This is a genomic window from Paraburkholderia sp. BL18I3N2, assembly GCF_003001875.1.
GTDB lineage: Bacteria > Pseudomonadota > Gammaproteobacteria > Burkholderiales > Burkholderiaceae > Paraburkholderia > Paraburkholderia phytofirmans.
In genome coordinates this window covers 1,129,485-1,147,972 of sequence record NZ_PVNC01000001.1, presented here as the reverse complement: position 1 = coordinate 1,147,972, position 18,488 = coordinate 1,129,485, and the positions used below count along the sequence as shown (strand labels likewise).

Annotated in this window: 16 protein-coding genes; 13 read left to right on the top strand and 3 right to left on the bottom strand. The window is 61.6% G+C overall.

Features of this window, described 5'->3' with window-relative positions; genetic code table 11:
* The first annotated feature begins 87 nt into the window (after window positions 1-87).
* Window positions 88-621: a MarR family winged helix-turn-helix transcriptional regulator gene (locus B0G75_RS05240; RefSeq protein WP_106301362.1), complete on the top strand. Its 534-nt coding sequence runs from the start codon at window positions 88-90 to the stop codon at window positions 619-621.
* Window positions 618-1,814 carry an MFS transporter gene (locus B0G75_RS05235; RefSeq protein WP_106301360.1) on the top strand — a complete coding sequence of 399 codons (1,197 nt, stop codon included), beginning with the start codon at window positions 618-620 and terminating at the stop codon, window positions 1,812-1,814. Before B0G75_RS05240 ends, B0G75_RS05235 begins: the two co-directional genes overlap by 4 nt.
* A gap of 25 nt (window positions 1,815-1,839) precedes the next feature.
* Here the strand turns inward: B0G75_RS05235 and speB are convergent, their stop codons facing one another.
* The 3 genes from speB to B0G75_RS05220 form a co-directional block, all read right to left on the bottom strand.
* On the bottom strand, window positions 1,840-2,808 hold the full coding sequence (speB, locus tag B0G75_RS05230; protein WP_106301357.1) for an agmatinase: 969 nt from the start codon (window positions 2,806-2,808) through the stop codon (window positions 1,840-1,842).
* Window positions 2,809-2,923: 115 nt separating this feature from the next.
* The gene (locus B0G75_RS05225; RefSeq protein ID WP_106301354.1) at window positions 2,924-4,417 is read right to left on the bottom strand and encodes an aldehyde dehydrogenase; all 1,494 of its coding nucleotides are present in this window, start codon (window positions 4,415-4,417) and stop codon (window positions 2,924-2,926) included.
* A 115-nt stretch (window positions 4,418-4,532) separates the two neighbouring features.
* Window positions 4,533-5,084, bottom strand: a complete 552-nt coding sequence (locus tag B0G75_RS05220) for a cupin domain-containing protein (protein WP_106301351.1) — start codon at window positions 5,082-5,084, stop codon at window positions 4,533-4,535.
* Between the two features lie 444 nt (window positions 5,085-5,528).
* On the opposite strand from B0G75_RS05220, the gene B0G75_RS41170 reads away from it, so the two are divergent.
* From B0G75_RS41170 to B0G75_RS05165, 11 genes are all read left to right on the top strand, one after another.
* Window positions 5,529-5,750: a hypothetical protein gene (locus B0G75_RS41170; protein ID WP_370577238.1), complete on the top strand. Its 222-nt coding sequence runs from the start codon at window positions 5,529-5,531 to the stop codon at window positions 5,748-5,750.
* Window positions 5,751-6,054: 304 nt separating this feature from the next.
* Entirely contained in the window at window positions 6,055-6,849 is a 795-nt protein-coding gene (locus B0G75_RS05210; RefSeq protein ID WP_106301349.1) for a gamma-glutamyl-gamma-aminobutyrate hydrolase family protein, read from the top strand.
* A 32-nt stretch (window positions 6,850-6,881) separates the two neighbouring features.
* On the top strand, window positions 6,882-8,216 hold the full coding sequence (locus tag B0G75_RS05205) for a glutamine synthetase family protein (protein WP_012426550.1): 1,335 nt from the start codon (window positions 6,882-6,884) through the stop codon (window positions 8,214-8,216).
* Window positions 8,217-8,244: 28 nt separating this feature from the next.
* The gene (locus B0G75_RS05200) at window positions 8,245-9,693 is read left to right on the top strand and encodes an aspartate aminotransferase family protein (RefSeq protein ID WP_106301346.1); all 1,449 of its coding nucleotides are present in this window, start codon (window positions 8,245-8,247) and stop codon (window positions 9,691-9,693) included.
* A gap of 73 nt (window positions 9,694-9,766) precedes the next feature.
* The gene (locus tag B0G75_RS05195; RefSeq protein ID WP_106301343.1) at window positions 9,767-10,888 is read left to right on the top strand and encodes a polyamine ABC transporter substrate-binding protein; all 1,122 of its coding nucleotides are present in this window, start codon (window positions 9,767-9,769) and stop codon (window positions 10,886-10,888) included.
* Window positions 10,889-11,100: 212 nt separating this feature from the next.
* Window positions 11,101-12,264, top strand: a complete 1,164-nt coding sequence (locus B0G75_RS05190; protein ID WP_106301340.1) for an ABC transporter ATP-binding protein — start codon at window positions 11,101-11,103, stop codon at window positions 12,262-12,264.
* On the top strand, window positions 12,261-13,235 hold the full coding sequence (locus B0G75_RS05185) for an ABC transporter permease subunit (protein ID WP_106301337.1): 975 nt from the start codon (window positions 12,261-12,263) through the stop codon (window positions 13,233-13,235). Before B0G75_RS05190 ends, B0G75_RS05185 begins: the two co-directional genes overlap by 4 nt.
* Window positions 13,232-14,143, top strand: coding sequence for an ABC transporter permease subunit (locus B0G75_RS05180; protein WP_106301334.1), 912 nt, complete (start codon window positions 13,232-13,234; stop codon window positions 14,141-14,143). Before B0G75_RS05185 ends, B0G75_RS05180 begins: the two co-directional genes overlap by 4 nt.
* Window positions 14,144-14,181: 38 nt before the next feature.
* Window positions 14,182-15,756, top strand: a complete 1,575-nt coding sequence (locus tag B0G75_RS05175) for a DUF3138 family protein (protein WP_106301331.1) — start codon at window positions 14,182-14,184, stop codon at window positions 15,754-15,756.
* A gap of 71 nt (window positions 15,757-15,827) precedes the next feature.
* Window positions 15,828-17,120: an FAD-binding oxidoreductase gene (locus B0G75_RS05170; protein ID WP_106301328.1), complete on the top strand. Its 1,293-nt coding sequence runs from the start codon at window positions 15,828-15,830 to the stop codon at window positions 17,118-17,120.
* On the top strand, window positions 17,120-18,460 hold the full coding sequence (locus B0G75_RS05165) for an FAD-binding oxidoreductase (protein WP_106301325.1): 1,341 nt from the start codon (window positions 17,120-17,122) through the stop codon (window positions 18,458-18,460). The genes B0G75_RS05170 and B0G75_RS05165 overlap by 1 nt, the downstream gene beginning before the upstream one ends.
* Window positions 18,461-18,488: the final 28 nt, after the last annotated feature.

Genomic DNA, 18,488 nt, shown 5'->3' with positions numbered 1-18,488 from the left:
CGCGTTGCGGTTAAAAAAACAGCTTGCGCTTCACCTTCAATGTGTGCAACATGCATATATGCACGTTGCACACATTGAGGTTCTCCCATGACGCAGCGCACAGAAAATCTGCTCGGCGTGCTCGCCTTGCTGGTCACGGACGAAATGAACGCGCAACCCACCGTTGACGCGCTCGCCGGCCCCACCGCCCGCGCCATGCTCAACGCGATTGGCCAATATCCCGATTCATCGATTGAAGTGCTGCGCGAGGCGGTCGACCTGTCGCATCCGGCCGCCGTGCGCGCTGTGGCGGGATTGGTCGAGGCGGGTCTCATCGAGAAAAAAGCGGGCGCTGACAAGCGGGCTGTCGCACTTGCCTTGACCACGGCCGGAAAACGTGAGGCCAAGCGTCTGCAAACGGCGCGCGACAAAATGCTGCAACGCATAGTCGGCCGGCTCGAAGACAGCGAGCGCGACGTGCTGGAAAGCCTGCTGATCAAGATCTTGTGGAACGAGACTCGCGACCCCGCGCACGCCATGCAACTGTGCCGCCTGTGTGACGACGGTCCATGCCTGAAAGCCGGCTGTCCGGTCGAATGCCGCGAACAGGGCCTGCCCATGCCCGCGCGGAGCAGCGCATGAAATCCGCCGCGCCGGTGCGCTGGCCCGCAATCGCGGCGCTGACCGCGGTGTCGGCGCTCTCGCAGGTCGGCCAGTTCGGCATCGGCTTCATGGTGCTGCCGGTGTGGCTTGCCCATCGCGGTCTGGACGCGCCACGCGCCGGCCTCTTTTCCGCCGCGCAATGGACCGGCATGCTGACCGGCTTGCTGATCGCGCCGTGGCTGACGGCGCGCATCGGCGCGAAACGCACGGTGTCGCTGGGTTTGCTGGCCACGCTGGTGGCGTTCGCCATCATGGGTACGTTGTCGTGGCCGCTGTGGCTCGTGCCCGGTCTGCTGACGGGGTTCGGCATCGGTTTGCGCTGGATCGCCAACGAAACCTGGCTCTACAGTCTGGTCCCCGCTGAATCGAGTGGACGCGTGGTAGGCGTGCACGAAGCGCTCATTGCCACCGCGGGCGTCATCGGGCCGGCGCTCGCAGTGTGGTGCGATGTCGATGGACGCATCACGTTCGCGGCCGGCGCGGCCTTCACTTTCGCAGCGGCGCTGCCGCTGTGGCTGACTGCATCGGATGAAAAACCGCCAGCTTTGCAAGAAACGCCGACCGCGCGAAGAAAGAGCGCTCAACGACGCCTGGCCGTCGGCCCGCTAGTGAGCCTCGGCCTGGTGGTCATCGCGGCAGGCGGTATCGGCGACGGCGCGCTTTACGGCCTCTTCCCGCTAGTCGCCGACTCGCACGGCCTCAACGCGACGCAAACCGCCACGTTGCTGACGCTGTTCGGGGTCGGCGGCATGGCGCTGCAATTTCCGGTCGGCTGGCTGGCCGATCGCGCGGGGCTCGCGGCCACGGTGATCGTGTGCGCCGCGCTCAGCACACTGGCCATCTGCGGCTTCGCGCTGGCCGCGCCCGCATCCTGGCTCGCGGCGGCGAGCGCGCTCTTGCTCGGCGGCATGAACAGTTCGTTCATCACACTCGGCATGTATGCGGCTGCTTGCAGCGACAAGGCCGCGCTCACACGCAACATGCGGCTGTTGTCGCTCACTTTCACCGCAAGTTCGATCGTGGGGCCGCTCGTCGCGGGCTTCGCGATGAATGCGCGCGGCAGCGATATGCTGATGTGGCAACTCGCGCTGACGAGCGGCGCGCTGGTGATGTATACGCTCGGGTTGCGCGAAGGCCGGCGCCGGCCCGAACATTCGTCGTCAATGGGCTGAGCCGGTTCGCCTCGATTGGTGCCGCCTAAGCCTCGCGTTTTGCAACCTTGCGCTGTCGCCACAGACACAGCAGATCACACGCGATATGCGCCGCGGCAATCGCCGTGATCTCGCTCTGGTCGTAAGCCGGCGCCACTTCCACGACGTCCGCACCCACCAGATTCAACGCACCAAGCGCGCGCACGATCGCGAGTCCCTGCGCCGACGACAAACCGCCCGCCACCGGCGTCCCCGTACCGGGAGCGAAGGCCGGATCGAGACAGTCGATATCGAATGTCAAATACGCGGGACGTGCGCCCACAATCGACGTGATCCGCTCCACCGCCACTCGCGCGCCATGCTCGTGCACCCATGCGGCGTCGAGAATATTGATGCCCATGAAATCATCGTTCCATGTGCGAATGCCGATCTGCACCGAGGTCTTCGGGTCGATCAGACCATCCTTCACCGCCTTGTAGAACATCGAGCCGTGGTTCAGGCTGTCGGGACTGTCGTCGGCCCAGGTATCGCAGTGGGCGTCGAAATGAATCAGCGAGAGCGGTCTGCCGTACTTCTCCGCGTGCGCGATCAACAGCGGATAGGTGATGTAGTGATCGCCGCCGAGCGTCAGCATCTTCGCGTCCGAACGCAGAATCGTGCGCGCATGCTCGACGATGGACTCCTTGATCGTGAGCGGATTGTGCGCGTCGAACCAGCAATCGCCATAGTCGGTCACGGCGAGGTCGTCGAACGGATTGAAACCCCACGGATACGGATGCAACTCCGACAACTGCACGCTGGCCGCGCGCACCGCGGCGGGCCCGAGACGCGCGCCGGGGCGAAACGTGGTGGCCAGATCGAGCGGCACGCCGGAGACCACGACGTCGACGCCGTCGAGTTCGCGTGTGTACTTGCGGCGCATGAACGACAGCACGCCCGCATAGGTGTTTTCAATCGACGAGCCATAGAGCGACGGGCGACGCATCGCGCCGTCGCCATAGACGAGTTCAGTCATGGATGAGCTGATACCTTTAGGCAGTCCGGCGCGGCACACGCAACACCGGCTTCGGATTCATTGGGAACGCGACGGCGCGCATCACACGCGCCGCCGCGCTGGCTTCGCGAATCCTTTAGCGCAGCCGCACGAGCGTGGACTTCAGCTCGGTGTATTTTTCCAAAGCATGCAGCGACTTGTCGCGGCCATTGCCCGATTGCTTGTAGCCGCCGAACGGGAAGTTCATGTCCCCGCCTTCGTCGTAGCAATTGACCCAGACCGTGCCGGCGCGGAGTTTGCGCGACACCTCGTGCGCGGTGGTCAGGTTCGAGGTCCAGACGGCAGCGGCGAGACCATATTCGCTGTCGTTAGCGATCCTGATCGCCTCCTCCACCGTGTCGAACGTGATCACCGACAACACCGGCCCGAAGATTTCCTCACGCGCGACCTTCGCGCCGGAAGCCGGAATCTCGAAGATGGTCGGCTCGATATAGAAGCCACCGGTTTCCTCTTTCACGCGCGCGCCACCGAGCAGCAGTTTGGCTTCGGCACGGCCTGCCTCGATATAGCCGAGCACGCGTTCGAGCTGAACCTTGTCGACAATCGCGCCCATCGACGTGTTCGGATCGAGCGGATTGCCCGGCGTATAGGTGCACGCCGCGGCGATCAGCTTGTCGACGAATACGTCCTTGATGTCGCGATGCACGAGCAGGCGCGACCCCGCCGTACACATTTCGCCCATGTTGTAGAAGATCGCACCCGCTGCCGCATTCGCCGCGCGGTCCATATCCGGGCAATCCGGCATCACGATGTTCGGCGACTTGCCGCCGAGTTCGAGCCACACTCGTTTAAGGTTCGACTGCCCGGCGTACTGCATGATCAGCTTGCCGACGTTGGTCGAGCCGGTGAAGGCGAGGCAGTCTACGTCCTGATGCAGCGCCAGCAGCTTGCCCGGTTCGCCCGCGCCCGGCACGACGTTGAACACGCCGGCGGGAATGCCTGCCTCGAGTGCGAGTTGCGCGAGGCGGATGGCGGTGAGCGGCGACTTCTCCGATGGCTTGAGCACCACGCTATTGCCCGCCGCTAACGCCGGGCCGAATTTCCACGACGCCATCAGGATCGGGAAATTCCACGGCACGACGGCGGCCACCACGCCGATCGGCTCGCGCGTGACGAGTCCGACCAGATGATGATCGGCCGGCGCGACTTCGCCGCCGATTTTATCGATGGCTTCAGCGAACCATTCGACGCAATACGCCGCGCCTGGTACGTCGACGCTGGTGGTGTCGGCGATCGGCTTGCCGGCGTCGAGCGTTTCGAGCAGCGCGAGTTCGTCCATGTGCTCGCGAATCGACGCGGCCCAGCGCAGCAGCACGGCTTTACGCTGGCGCGGGTTGAGGCCCGACCACACGCCGGAGTCGAACGCGCGGCGTGCGGCCGCAACGGCGGCATCGACGTCGGCCGCGCCGCTGTCGGCGACTTTGGCGAGCAGCCTGCCGTCGATCGGGCTCAGGCAGTCGAACGTGCGGCCGCCTTCAGCATCACGGTATTGGCCGTCGATAAACGCGCGGCCTTCGATCGATAGCGTAGCGGCCTTGTCTTGCCAGAATGCGAGAGATTTCTTGTCCATCAGGATGCCTCAATGTTATGCGCTCGACGCAAACCCGCATCGACTTCATGCGGCACTGAACTGCGGCAATGAGTTGCGGCAGTGAATCGAGTCGAGGCGCGTTGGCGCGGAGTCTTTAGAAAGTGGGCGGCGAATTGGCCGACACGATCTCGCAGAGATGCTCCGCGCTGGGATTGCGAAAACGGTGCGGAAGACGGCTTTCGAAGTAGTAGCTGTCACCGGGGTCGAGCAGCCACGTGGTGCCGTCCACCGTCAGTTCGATCTGACCGCTGACTACCACCCCACCCTCGTGCCCTTCGTGCTCCAGCATTTCCGGCCCCGTGTCCGACAACGGCTGATAGACCTCGCGCAGAATGCCCATGTTGCGATCTTTCACGCTCGAACCCGCGAGATAGAACTCGATCGACTCATTGCCGAGGTTCGGCATGTCGGCACGGCGCGACACCACCGAACGGTCCACTTCCACTTCGAAGGTGAAGAATTCGGCAAGACTCATGGGTATGCATTCAAGCAGTTTCTTCAGCGAGCCCACCGAGGGACTCACACGATTCTGTTCGATCAGCGAGATCGTGCCGTTCGTCACTCCCGCCCGTTTCGCCAGTTCACGCTGGGACAAGCCGTTCTTCTTGCGGATGTATTGCAGACGGGTCGCTACTTCTATGGACATCGCTAGGTTCTCTGACATTGAAGACGATCGGGCGCTGGGTGAGCAGATGAAATGAAACACAAGACTCGGGCAACGCGCTGCTCGCGAGTGTTGAATATTCTAATCACTTTCATCTTTGCGCCGCTGGGGAAAACCCTGAAAGGATTCCGAAATATGAATGGCGCAACGAACGTTCCCGCAGCGCGGGATTCTAGCCGGACCCTCGGGAAAGCCCTGATAAATGTTTTATCAAAAAGGGTTTGACGGCTTTATTGGCTCGTATATGCTGGTTCCCAGGCGATCGTCATGCCGGCGTCATGAGGCACCCAAAGGTGTTTCGCGGCGCAGCGAATTCAGTTCGCATCGGTTCAAGGCGATCATCCCAGCGTCCTGTTTCTTTAAACGCCCCGTGCGAATTTCGAGCAGGTCGTTCAATACTTTCAACGTCGCTAGTCGAGTGTAATCGTGAGAGTCCGAGGCCCTTTGGTGAGATGGAATCGTAGTCAGGCGAGTTGTCCTCGCGCTGACGGCGCCATCGCCGACGGCAGCAGCGGCAGCCTTGCGTTCCGCCGCTTTCTGTCCGTCTTCACGATCCTGTCCCGCCGTTCAGTTCGACGTCACAACTCTATCTCCGCGCGCGCCTTCATTGCCGTGCGTACGGACGAAGTCGCCTCGCTGCTGCCGTAGCGCCTCCCCCTTTTCGCCGTTCGATTCATCCGTCTGCGTGAGCGCGCTCTTTCGAGCCGTGCGTTCCTGCCTGTGCGGTGCTGTTTGCCGCCTGTGCAATCCATGCCCATCGGACCGGTTGCGCACCGTAGCGGATCGAATCGAACAGCCCATCTGTCTATCACGCGCGGCGCGTTTCAGTTGACGACGACCGCCTGCACTACACCGGTGGCTTTGCGCACAGCGCACGGCTGCGGAATCGTGCCGCGCTGTGTTTAACGTTGTTCATGCCGCGTCCCGCGGGGAACACACACGTCTATTCGTTATGCGAAAGAAACCCTTGGTCGGCATCAGCGCTGACAGAACGATGATGGGAGTCCACCCGTCGCATGTGGTCGGCGAGAAATATATCGCCGCGATCGTGGACGGTTCACAGGCGCTGGCCATGCTGCTGCCGGCGCTCGGCGAGCGTCAGTCCGCCAAAGACGTGCTGGCGACGGTCGACGGCCTGTTGTTTACAGGCAGCTATTCGAACGTCGAGCCGCACCGCTACGGCGGCCACCCCAGCACGCCGGGCACGCTGCACGACGCCGCACGCGATGCGACGACGCTGCCGCTGATGCGCGCGGCGATCGCCGCCGGGGTGCCGGTGCTGGCCGTCTGCCGGGGCTTCCAGGAAATGAACGTGGTTTTCGGTGGGACGCTGCATCAAAGCGTTCACGCGGTGGACGGTCTGAACGACCATCGCGAGAACAAGGAAGACGACCTCGACGTGCAATACGCACCGTCGCATTCGATCACGCTGACGCAGGGCGGCTTGTTGCAGCGCCTCGCGGGCGGCGCGAATGAGGCGCGTGTGAATTCATTGCACGGCCAGGGCGTCGAGCGGCTGGGCGTGGGCCTCACGGCCGAAGCCAGCGCGCCGGACGGCTTGATCGAAGCGGTGAGCGTGAATGATGCGCGCGCCTTCGCGCTGGGTGTGCAGTGGCACCCAGAGTGGAAGCATGCCAACGACGCACTATCCACCGCGATCTTTCGGGCCTTCGGCGACGCCTGCCGCGATCGAATGCGCACCAAGGCCGGCTATGGCGCGGCATCCGCCGCTGCCACGCATGCCTGAGCCGGTCGCGCACCAAAACAGAGAGAATAAACATGCATGACATCGACGATTTTCTGAAGAAGAACCGTGTCACCGAAATCGAAGCGATCATTCCGGATATGGCCGGAATCGCGCGCGGCAAGATCATTCCGCGCAGCAAATTCGAATCGGGCGAGTCCATGCGCTTGCCGCAGGCGGTGATGATCCAGACCGTCACAGGAGACTATCCGGAAGACGGCACACTCACCGGCGTGACCGATCCGGACATGGTGTGCGTTCCCGACGCCAGCACCATCCGCATGATTCCGTGGGCCGTCGATCCGACCGCTCAGGTGATCCACGATTGCGTCCACTTCGACGGCACGCCCGTCGCGATCTCGCCGCGCCGTGTGCTGCGCCGCGTGCTCGAACTCTACAAGGCCAAAGGCTGGAAGCCGGTTATCGCTCCCGAACTCGAGTTCTATCTGGTCGATATGAACAAGGACCCGGATCTGCCGCTGCAACCGCCGATCGGCCGTACAGGTCGTCCGGAGACCGGCCGTCAGGCTTATTCGATTGAAGCGGTCAACGAATTCGATCCGCTGTTCGAAGACATCTACGAGTACTGCGAGGTGCAGGAACTCGAAGTCGACACGCTGATTCACGAAGTCGGCGCAGCGCAGATGGAAATCAACTTCATGCACGGCGATCCGCTCAAGCTCGCCGACAGCGTGTTCCTCTTCAAGCGCACGGTGCGCGAAGCCGCACTGCGCCACAAGATGTACGCGACTTTCATGGCCAAGCCGATGGAAGGCGAACCGGGCTCGGCGATGCACATGCACCAGAGCCTCGTGGACGAAGAAACCGGTCACAACCTGTTCACCGGCCCCGACGGCAAACCCACCTCGTTATTTACGAGTTATATCGCCGGCCTGCAGAAATACACGCCTGCACTGATGCCGATCTTCGCGCCGTATATCAACTCGTATCGCCGCCTGTCGCGTTTCATGGCCGCGCCGATCAACGTGGCGTGGGGCTACGACAACCGCACGGTGGGTTTCCGCATTCCGCATTCGGGACCGGCTGCGCGCCGCATCGAAAACCGTATTCCGGGCGTGGACTGCAATCCGTATCTGGCGATTGCCGCGACGCTCGCCGCCGGCTATCTCGGCATGACGCAGAAGCTCGAAGCCACCGAGCCGCTGCTCAGCGACGGTTACGAATTGCCCTACCAGTTGCCGCGCAATCTCGAAGAGGGTTTGACGTTGATGGGCGCATGCGAGCCGATCGCCGAAGTACTCGGTGAGAAATTCGTCAAAGCCTACCTCGCTCTGAAGGAAACCGAATATGAGGCGTTCTTCCGCGTGATCAGTTCGTGGGAACGCCGGCATTTGCTGCTGCACGTGTAAGGCAAACGCAAAAAAATTGGAGGCAGTAATGAGCTACAGAACGGAAGAAGTCGCTTACGTGCAACCGGCCCAGCCGGCCGCGAGCGCACCGGCAGCACAAGCCGCGCAGCAACAACGCAGCACCGCCGAATATCGCGCACTGGACGCCGCGCACCACATCCATCCGTTTTCGGATATGGGCTCGCTCAACCGCAGCGGCAGCCGCGTGATCGTGAAGGCGCAAGGCGTGTATTTGTGGGACTCGGAAGGCAACAAGGTGATCGACGGCATGGCCGGCCTGTGGTGCGTGAACGTCGGTTATGGCCGCAAGGAACTGGCCGATGCCGCGTACAAACAGATGCAGGAACTGCCGTACTACAACACTTTCTTCAAGACGACGCACCCGCCGGTGATCGAGCTGTCGGCCTTGCTTGCGGAATTGGCGCCGGAAGCGTTCAATCACTTCTTCTACTGCAACAGCGGTTCCGAAGGCAACGACACGGTGCTGCGCATCGTCCACCAATATTGGGCGACGCAGGGTAAGCACTCGAAGAAGTTCGTGATCTCGCGCAAGAACGGCTATCACGGTTCGACCATCGCGGGCGGCACGCTCGGCGGCATGGGCTACATGCATGAACAGATGCCCTCGAAAGTCGAGAACATCGTCCACATCGACCAGCCGTATTTCTTCGGCGAAGCACAGGGCAACCTGACGCCGGAAGAATTCGCACTGGCCCGTGCACAGCAACTGGAAGCGAAGATTCTCGAAATCGGCGCGGACAACGTTGCCGCGTTCATTGGTGAGCCTTTCCAGGGAGCGGGCGGTGTGATCTTCCCGGCGTCGACGTATTGGCCGGAAATTCAGCGCATCTGCCGCAAGTACGACATTCTGCTGGTCGCCGATGAAGTGATCGGCGGTTTCGGCCGCACCGGCGAATGGTTCGCGCATCAGCACTTCGGTTTCGAGCCGGATCTGATCACGCTGGCGAAGGGCCTGACGAGCGGCTACGTGCCGATGGGCGCGGTCGGCCTGCATGACCGCGTGGCCAAGGCGATCATCGAAAACGGTGACTTCAATCACGGTCTCACCTATTCGGGGCACCCGGTCGCCGCCGCCGTTGCAGTCGCCAACCTGAAGCTGCTGCGCGACGAGAAGATCGTCGATCGCGTGAAGAACGACACAGGTCCGTACTTCCAGAAACAGTTGCGCGAAACCTTCGCCAATCACCCGATCATCGGCGAAATCTCCGGTACGGGTCTGGTGGCCGGCCTGCAACTCGCCCAAGACCCGAAAGCACGCAAGCGTTTCGCCAATGGCGGCGACGTCGGCACGATCTGCCGCGACTTCTGCTTCAATGGCAACCTCATCATGCGCGCCACCGGCGACCGCATGCTGCTGTCGCCGCCGCTCGTGATCAATAAGCTGGAAATCGATGAAATCGTTTCGAAGGCCAAAAAAGCCATCGACGCGACCGCACAACAACTCGGCATTTCGTAACGGCAGTCCGTTCCGGCATGAGCACACCCACAAAACACGCTCATGCCGGTTCTTCACATCAAGGGAAAAAACCATGAGCGTTAGTCATTTTCGTCATGCGGTCGCGGGGGCCGCGCTTCTCGCCTTCACGGGTTTTGCGGCGCTGTCGGTTACGCCGGCCCTTGCGGCCGACACGGAACTGAATGTGTATAACTGGTCGGACTACATCGCGAAGGATACGATTCCGAACTTCGAGAAGCAAGACGGCATCAAGGTCAAATACGACAACTACGATAGCGACGACACCCTGCAAGCCAAGCTGCTCGCCGGCAGTTCGGGTTACGACATCGTAGTGCCGACTTCCAACTACATGGCCAAACAGATTCAGGCCGGCGTGTACCAGAAGCTCGACAAATCGAAGCTGCCGAACCTCGCAAATCTCGACCCCGTACTGATGAAGATGATCGCCGACGCGGACCCGGGCAACCAGTACGGTGTGCCTTGGGCATACGGTACGGACGGCATCGGTTACAACGTGCAGGCCGTGCAGAAAGCGCTCGGCGCCAATGCGCCGGTGGATAGCTGGGCACTCATATTCGATCCGGCCAATCTCTCCAAACTGAAAGGCTGCGGCGTGTCGATACTCGATCAGGCCGTCGACGTCTTCGCCGCCACGCTGCAATACATGCACAAGGATCCGAACAGCACGAACCCCGCCGACTATCAGGCCGCTTACGAAGTGCTGAAAAAGATCCGCCCGTATATCACCCAATTCAATTCGTCCGGCTATATCAACGACCTCGCCAATAACGACGTGTGCGTCGCATTCGGCTGGTCGGGCGACGTCGGCATTGCCAGCCGCCGCACCGAAGAAGCCAAGCGCTCCTACCAGATCAAGTTCTCGAACGTGAAGGAAGGCGGCTTGTTGTGGTTCGACGTGATGGTGATCCCGAAAGACGCACCGCATCCCGAAGCCGCGTTGAAATGGATCAACTACATTTCGGACCCGAAGGTCAACGCCGCGATCACCAACGAAGTGTTCTACCCCACCGCGAACAAGGCCGCGCGCCAGTTCGTGACGCCTGCCGTTGCACAGGACAAGACCGTTTATCCCGGCGATGAAGTGTTGAGCAAAATGACGCTCATGAAGCCGATGCCGACCGACATTCTCCGCCTTGAAAACCGTCTTTGGGCGCAGCTTAAAACCGGTCATTAACCTGGCCACATTAATTAATCGATCCCGCGCTCAGGGATCGCTTGAACCCTGAGCGCATGAATAGCCGTAACGGTAGTCAGCCTGCGCGTTTGTTTTAGCAGTCCCACCCGCGCGCAGTCCCATGTTTTCCGATCGCAGCGCACGTTGCGAGACGCTTCCCGCGCCTCGTATGGAGACACTTGCGCCCGCGATCCGCAAGGAATGGTTACATCATGAACTCGACGACCTCAAAAAGCGCAGCCGGCGCCACCCAGATGGCCCGCCCCGCAGTGACGACAAAATCGAAATCGGACGAATTCGTTCGGATCGAAAATGTCGTGAAGAAATTCGGCGACAGCACCGCTGTCGACAACGTCAACCTGAGCATCGCCAAGAACGAGTTGTTCGCGCTGCTCGGCAGCTCCGGCTGCGGCAAGTCCACGCTCCTGCGCATGCTCGCGGGGCTCGAGACGGTGACCTCCGGGCGTATTTTCGTCGACGGCGAAGATCTCGCCGCGATGCCGCCGTACAAGCGGCCGGTCAACATGATGTTCCAGTCGTATGCGTTGTTCCCGCACATGAGCGTGGAGGCGAACATCGCCTTCGGTCTGAAGCAGGAAGGCACGCCGAAGAACGAGATCAAGGAACGCGTCGCCGATGCGCTCAATCTCGTGCAGATGAGCAAATACGCGCAGCGTAAGCCGCATCAACTGTCAGGCGGCCAGCAGCAGCGTGTGGCGCTCGCGCGTTCGCTCGTGAAGCGCCCCAAGCTGCTGCTGCTCGACGAGCCGATGTCGGCGCTCGATAAAAAGATCCGCCAGAAGACCCAGCTCGAACTCGTGAACATCATCGAGAAGGTCGACGTGACCTGCGTGATGGTCACGCACGATCAGGAAGAAGCAATGACCATGGCCGGCCGCCTCGCCGTGATGAGCGAGGGACGCATCGTGCAGATCGGTTCGCCGAGCCAGGTCTACGAGTTTCCGAATAGCCGCTTCTCCGCCGAGTTCATCGGCTCGACCAATCTGTTCGAAGGCACGGTGGTCGCGGATGAACCGGACCATATTTTCGTGGAAAGCGAAGAGCTCGAATCGCGCATTTACGTGAGCCATGGCATTACCGGACCGCTTGGTATGCCGGTAGGGATCTCGGTGCGTCCGGAGCGCATCAAGGTCTCGCTCGACAAACCGACCACGCCGCACAACTGGGCGCGCGGTGTGGTCTCGGATGTGGCGTACATGGGCAGTTATTCGCTCTATCACGTGCGTCTGCCGAGCGGTAAGACCGTGGTGTCGAATCTCTCCAGCTCGCATCTGATGGCCGAAGGTGCGCCCTCCTATAACGACGACGTGTTCGTCTACTGGTCGCCGGCTAGCGGCGTGGTGCTGACGCAATGAGCAATCCCACTACCTCGTCCACCGCGGCGCTCGGCGCGCCGTCCGGCAGCCGCCTGCTCGGTTCGCTGAGAAAACGCCTGTCGACGTTCGTGCCGTCGGGCCGCTCGACCGTGATCGGCGTGCCGTTCCTCTGGCTTACGGTGTTCTTCGCGTTGCCGTTCGTGCTGGTGCTAAAGATCAGTTTCGCCGATCTGCGTCTGGGCATTCCGCCTTACACGGATATCGTCACGGTCAAGGACGGCATGGTGCATTTCGCCATGCAACTCAGCCACTACGCGTTCCTGCTGCAGGACGATCTGTACGTCGCCACGTATATCAGCTCGCTGAAGATGGCCGCGGTCTCGACCTTCTTCTGCCTGTTGATCGGCTATCCGATTGCGTACTACATCGCCCGCTCGGAACCGACGAAACGCAACCTGCTGATGATGGGCGTCATGCTGCCGTTCTGGACGTCTTTCCTGATTCGCGTCTACGCATGGATCGGCATTCTGAAAGACGACGGCCTGCTCAATCACACGCTGATGGCGATCGGCATGATTCATTCGCCGTTGCGCCTCTACCACACGGATATTGGCGTCTATATCGGCATGGTCTATTCGTACCTGCCCTTCATGGTGATGCCGCTGTATGCGCATCTCGTGAAGATGGATCTGACGCTGCTCGAAGCCGCCTACGACCTCGGCTGCAAACCGTGGACCGCGTTCACGCGCATTACGTTGCCGCTGTCGAAGAACGGCATTATCGCCGGCAGTCTGCTGGTGTTCATTCCGGCGGTCGGCGAATACGTGATTCCGGAACTGCTCGGCGGCGCCGACACGCTAATGATCGGCCGCGTGATGTGGGATGAATTCTTCAACGACATGGACTGGCCGATGGCATCCGCCGTCACCGTCGCAATGGTGCTACTGCTGCTCGTGCCGATGGCCGTGTTCCAGTACTACCAGGTCAAGGAACTGGAGGGCGCGAAATGATCAAGCCTAATAAGACGCTTTCCAATAGCGTGCTGACGTTCGGATTTCTGTTTCTTTACATTCCGATCATCAGCCTGATCGTGTATTCGTTCAACGAGTCGAAACTCGTCACGGTCTGGTCCGGCTTCTCGCTCAAATGGTATGGCGCGCTGTTGCAAGACGGCGAGTTGCTGAACGCCGCGTGGCTTTCGCTGAAGATCGGTCTGTTGACCGCGTGCGCCTCGGTTGTGATCGGCACATGGGCCGGTTTCGTGCTCGCGCGCTTCGGACGCTTTCGCGGTTTTACGCTGTTCGCCGGCATGATCAACGCGCCGCTCGTGATTCCTGAAGTGATTCAGGGCATCTCGCTGCTGCTGTTGTTCGTCGCACTCGAACAGATGCTCGGCTGGCCCAAGGGCCGCGGCCTCTTCACGATCTGGATCGGCCACGTGATGCTGTGCGTCTCGTACGTGGCAATCATCGTGCAGTCGCGTGTGAAAGAGCTCAACAAGTCGCTCGAAGAAGCCGCGCTCGATCTCGGCGCAACGCCCTTCAAGGTGTTCTTCCTGATCACTCTGCCGCTGATTTCGCAGGCGCTGATGTCGGGCTGGCTGCTGTCGTTCACGCTGTCTTTCGACGACCTCGTGCTCTCCGCGTTCCTCTCCGGCCCCGGTTCGACCACGCTGCCGCTCGTCGTGTTCTCGCGGGTGCGTCTCGGCCTGAATCCGGAAATGAACGCGCTCGCCACGATCTTCATCACCACGGTGACGATCGGCGTGATCGCCGTGAACCGCTGGATGCAATTGCGCGAACGCAAACGCAATCGCGACATGCAGATGGCTTTCGCCCTCGCCGAAGCCGCCGACCCCTTGCCCGCCGCACCACAACAAGCCGCCGCACGAAAATCGCTCGATACGGCACGCGCATAAGAAGTCCATTCGCAATACGACCAATAAGGAGAATTTGAATGAGAAAGAAGCTCATCTGTCTGTTGGTGGCGGGGAGTCTGCCTGGCATGGCCATGGCGGATGCCACCAGCGACCAGATCAAGGCGCTCCAGGCCCAGCTCAATGCACTGCAAAAGGAGGTCAAGCAGTTGCGGGCAGAAGTCGCCACCAAGCCGAAGGCAGCCACGGCGACGGCGGCGACAGCGGCCCCCGCCCCGGCGATAGTGGCCGCGCCGGTGGACGTCTCGTCGCCTGATTACGGCAAGGCTCAGGCGACGCTGACCAACGACGACGTGACGGCGATGAAGCAGCAGATCGCCAATCAGCAGTTGAAGGTCGATTCGCTCGAAGACGCGGCGCAGACGGGGCCGATCGCCGGTTTGTCGGTGACGGGTTATATCGACCCGACCTATCTGTATAACCGTGCACAGAGCAGCTCGTCGTTCCTGTTCGCGAACCACGAAAGCAGCTATAACTACTTCAACAGCACGTTCGGCGATCTGTACCTCGACATCAAGAAGACCTTCGGTGTCGGCCCGATGGCGCCGTCGGCTGAAATCACGTTGATGCCGAACCGCGGCAACGGCATTACGCTGCTGCAGAACTCGCACGGGGATATCGGCAACAACATCCTGAACACGGCCGTGGTGAATGTGCCGTTGACGGCGAGCACGACGCTCGTGGCCGGTTTGATTCCGAGCTTCGGCGGCTATGAAGTGCAGCAGTCGAATCAGATGCTCACGCTCACGCACAACCTGCTGTATGACTTCTCGGATCCGGGCAGCTACATCGGCATCGGCGCGAACTACACGGCCGGCAACTGGGCGTGGAAGTTCTTCCTCGGCAACGAGCAGTACCGCACATTCGGCGCAGTCACGCAGACGGGCACGAACGCGCTGGGCGATCCGATCACAACCAGCAACAAGATTCCGACGTTCACGGCTCGCACCGATTACACGTGGTCGAGCGCACTGGATCTCGGCGCGTCGATCAACATCGGCCGTCAGACCCTGCCTAGCTCGATCGACGCAAACGGCGCGGTCAGCTACGGCGTAGGCGGCCAGGCGCCGAGCTCGGGCGGTACGTTCTTCTTCACCGAAGCCGACCTGACCTACACGCTCGCCGACGTGCAGTACAACGCCGAACTCGACTACGGCCAGCAGCAGAACGCCGCGTATAACGGCGGCCAAGCCCAATGGTACGGCCTGTCGCTGCTCGCGCACCGCAAGTTCAATCTGCCGGTGGTGGGCCGCATGGGCGCGACGGTGCGTTATGACCTGCTGGTCGACAGCAAGAACGGCGGCGGCGGCGGTGGCATTGCGTTGAACGGCAACGGCATGGACACGGCAAACGGCTTCGGTATCGGCGCGGACTGTCTCGCCAATTCGCAGGCGAACGGTGGCCTCGGTTTCGAATGCAAGGGCGCGACCCGCCAGGACGTTTCGCTCGACCTGCTGTTCTATCCGACCCAGCAGATCACGGTCAAGGTGGAATACCGCCACGACTGGGCCAACAAGCAGGTGTTCCTGAAGAACGACGGTTCGTATGGCAAGTCGAACGACCTGCTCGCGACCCAGTTCATCTACTCGTTCTAATCTGTTTTGCCGGCGCGTGGCCTTGCTGTCGAAAAGGCCACGCGTACAGGCTCTTTCTGCATGCTCTGCCTATGCTCCGATTCTCGAACCAGCCTCACGTCGCCTCGTACTACGCCGCCACTGCCAACGACTGCACCCGCCATCCCGCGCTCGATGAAACGATCAGCGTCGACGTTTGCGTGATCGGTGCGGGACTGACCGGCATTTCCACGGCGCTCAATCTTGCTGAACGCGGCCATTCGGTCGCGGTGCTCGAAGCATCGAAAGTCGGCTGGGCGGCGAGCGGCCGCAACGGCGGCCAGTTGATCGGCGGCTTCGCGTGCGATATCGATACGTTCGCGAAATACTTGCCCGCGGACGACGTGAAGCGTGTTTGGGACATGGGGATCGAAACCCTCGACATCGTCAAGGAACGCGTCGCGAAGCATCAGATCGATTGCGATCTGACCATCGGCTATCTGACCGCGGCGAATAAACCGCGCGATACCGACGCGCTGCAAAAATGGCGTGACGAAGCGCAACGGCGCTTCGGCTACGACCGCTTCAGTTATGTCGATGCGGACGGCGTCGGCAACTATGTTCAATCGCAGCGCTACCTGGGCGGCCTGTTCGATGCCGACAGCGGCCACCTGCATCCGTTGAATTACACGCTGGGCCTGGCGCGCGCGGCGCGCGAAGCGGGCGTGCAAATTTTCGAGGACAGTTGCGTCACGGCCTTGCGTGAAGAAAACGGCCGGCATGTGGCTGAAACTGCACGCGGCCGGGTGCAGGCACGCTTCGTCGTGCTCGCCTGCAATACTTATCTCGGCCAGCTCGCGCCGGACGTGGCGAACAAGATCATGCCGGTCGGCACCTACGTGATCGCCACCGAACCGCTCGACCCCGATCGCGCCGAAGCACTGATGCCCGCCAAAGCCGCCGTGTGCGACAGCCGCTTCGTGCTGGATTATTTCCGCCCGGCGCCCGATCACCGCCTGCTGTGGGGCGGCAAAGTGAGTTATTCGAAGCTCGCGCCGCGTAACCTCGGCGAAGCGATGCGCCGCGATATGCTGAAGACTTTCCCGCAACTGGACGACGTCAAAATCGACTATGCGTGGGGCGGTTTCGTCGACATCACCATGAACCGCGCGCCGCATTTCGGCCGGCTCTCGCCGACCGTTTATTTCGCGCAAGGGTTCTCGGGACACGGTGTGAATACCACCGGTCTCGCGGGCAAACTGATCGCCGAAGCGATCGACGGTCAGGCGTCGCGCTTCGATCTGTTCGGCAAGATTCGTCACCGCGACTTCCCGGGCGGCGCTACACTGCGCACCCCTGCCCTCGTACTCGCGATGGCCTGGTATCGAATGAAGGACCTGCTTTGATGAATGCTCCGACTCCCGGCCTCAACGCGCGCAACACGCTTAACACGCTCGACCGCCGCGCCGATGCGCTGATCGCCAACTCCTACTATGAAGCGAGCGCGGCCCGTCCGCTCGCCGACGACCCCGCGCTCGACGGTACGCTCGAAGCCGATGTATGCGTGATCGGCGCGGGCTTCTCCGGTTTGTCGGTGGCGCTGGAGTGCCGGGCGCGCGGCTTGTCGGTGGTCGTGCTCGATGCGCATCGGCCCGGCTGGGGTGCGTCGGGCCGCAACGGCGGGCAGACGCTGGTGGGTTTCGCCAAAGACGAGATCATGGAACGCCAGCTCGGTCTCGACGGCGCGCGTGCGGCATGGGCGATGTCGGTGGAAGGTGTTGGGCTGGTTCGCGAGCGCATCGAACGTTACGGCATCGATTGTGATTTCACGTCCGGCTATCTGACCGTCGCCACCAAACCAAAACGCGTGCCCGATTTGCGTTCGTGGATGGAGTCGGCTTCGCAACGCTGGGGCTATACGAAACTCTCCTGGCTCGATACCGACGAGGTCCGTTCGCGCGTCGCTTCGAAGCGCTATCTGGCCGGCGTCTACGATCCGTTTTCCGGCCACCTGCATCCGCTCAAGTACTGTCTCGGTCTCGCCGACGCGGCGCGCCGCGAAGGCGCGCAATTGTTCGCGCATTCGCCGGTGATCGAGGTCGTGCGTGGCGCGCGGCCTGTCGTGCGTACCGCCCGTGGCGAAGTGCGCTGCCGTTTCGTCGCGGCATGCGGCAACGCCACGATCGGCGATGTGCTGCCCGCGCCGGTGGCCGCGCGAATCGCGCCGATCGCGTCGTATATCGTTGCTACGGAACCGCTCGGCAAGGAACGCGCGGATGCGCTGATCAAGGGGCGCGAGGCCATTTGCGACAACAACTTCTTCCTCGATTATTTCCGGTTGTCGGCGGACCATCGCGTGCTGTTCGGCGGCCGCGCGAGTTCGACCGGTGCTTCACCGGTGCAGCTCGGTGAAGAGATTCGCCAGCGCATGATTGGCGTGTTCCCGCAACTCGGCGACGTGAAAATCGACTATGCGTGGGGCGGTTTTGTCGACGTGACGCGCAATCGCGCGCCCGATTTTGGATCGATCGATCCGAATTACTTCTATGTGCAGGGGTTTTCCGGGCACGGCGTCGCGTTGACCGGTATTGCCGGGCGCGTGGTGGCTCAAGCAATGGCCGGTGAGACGAAAGCCTTCGATCTGTTCGCGCAGTTGCGGCACGCGCGCTTTCCAGGCGGCCCGGCGTTGCGGGGGCCGGCGCTGGAATTGGGGATGATGTATCACCGGATTCTGGAGATGTTTTAGGCGTCGCCGGCAAGCGGTGCGGCTTTTA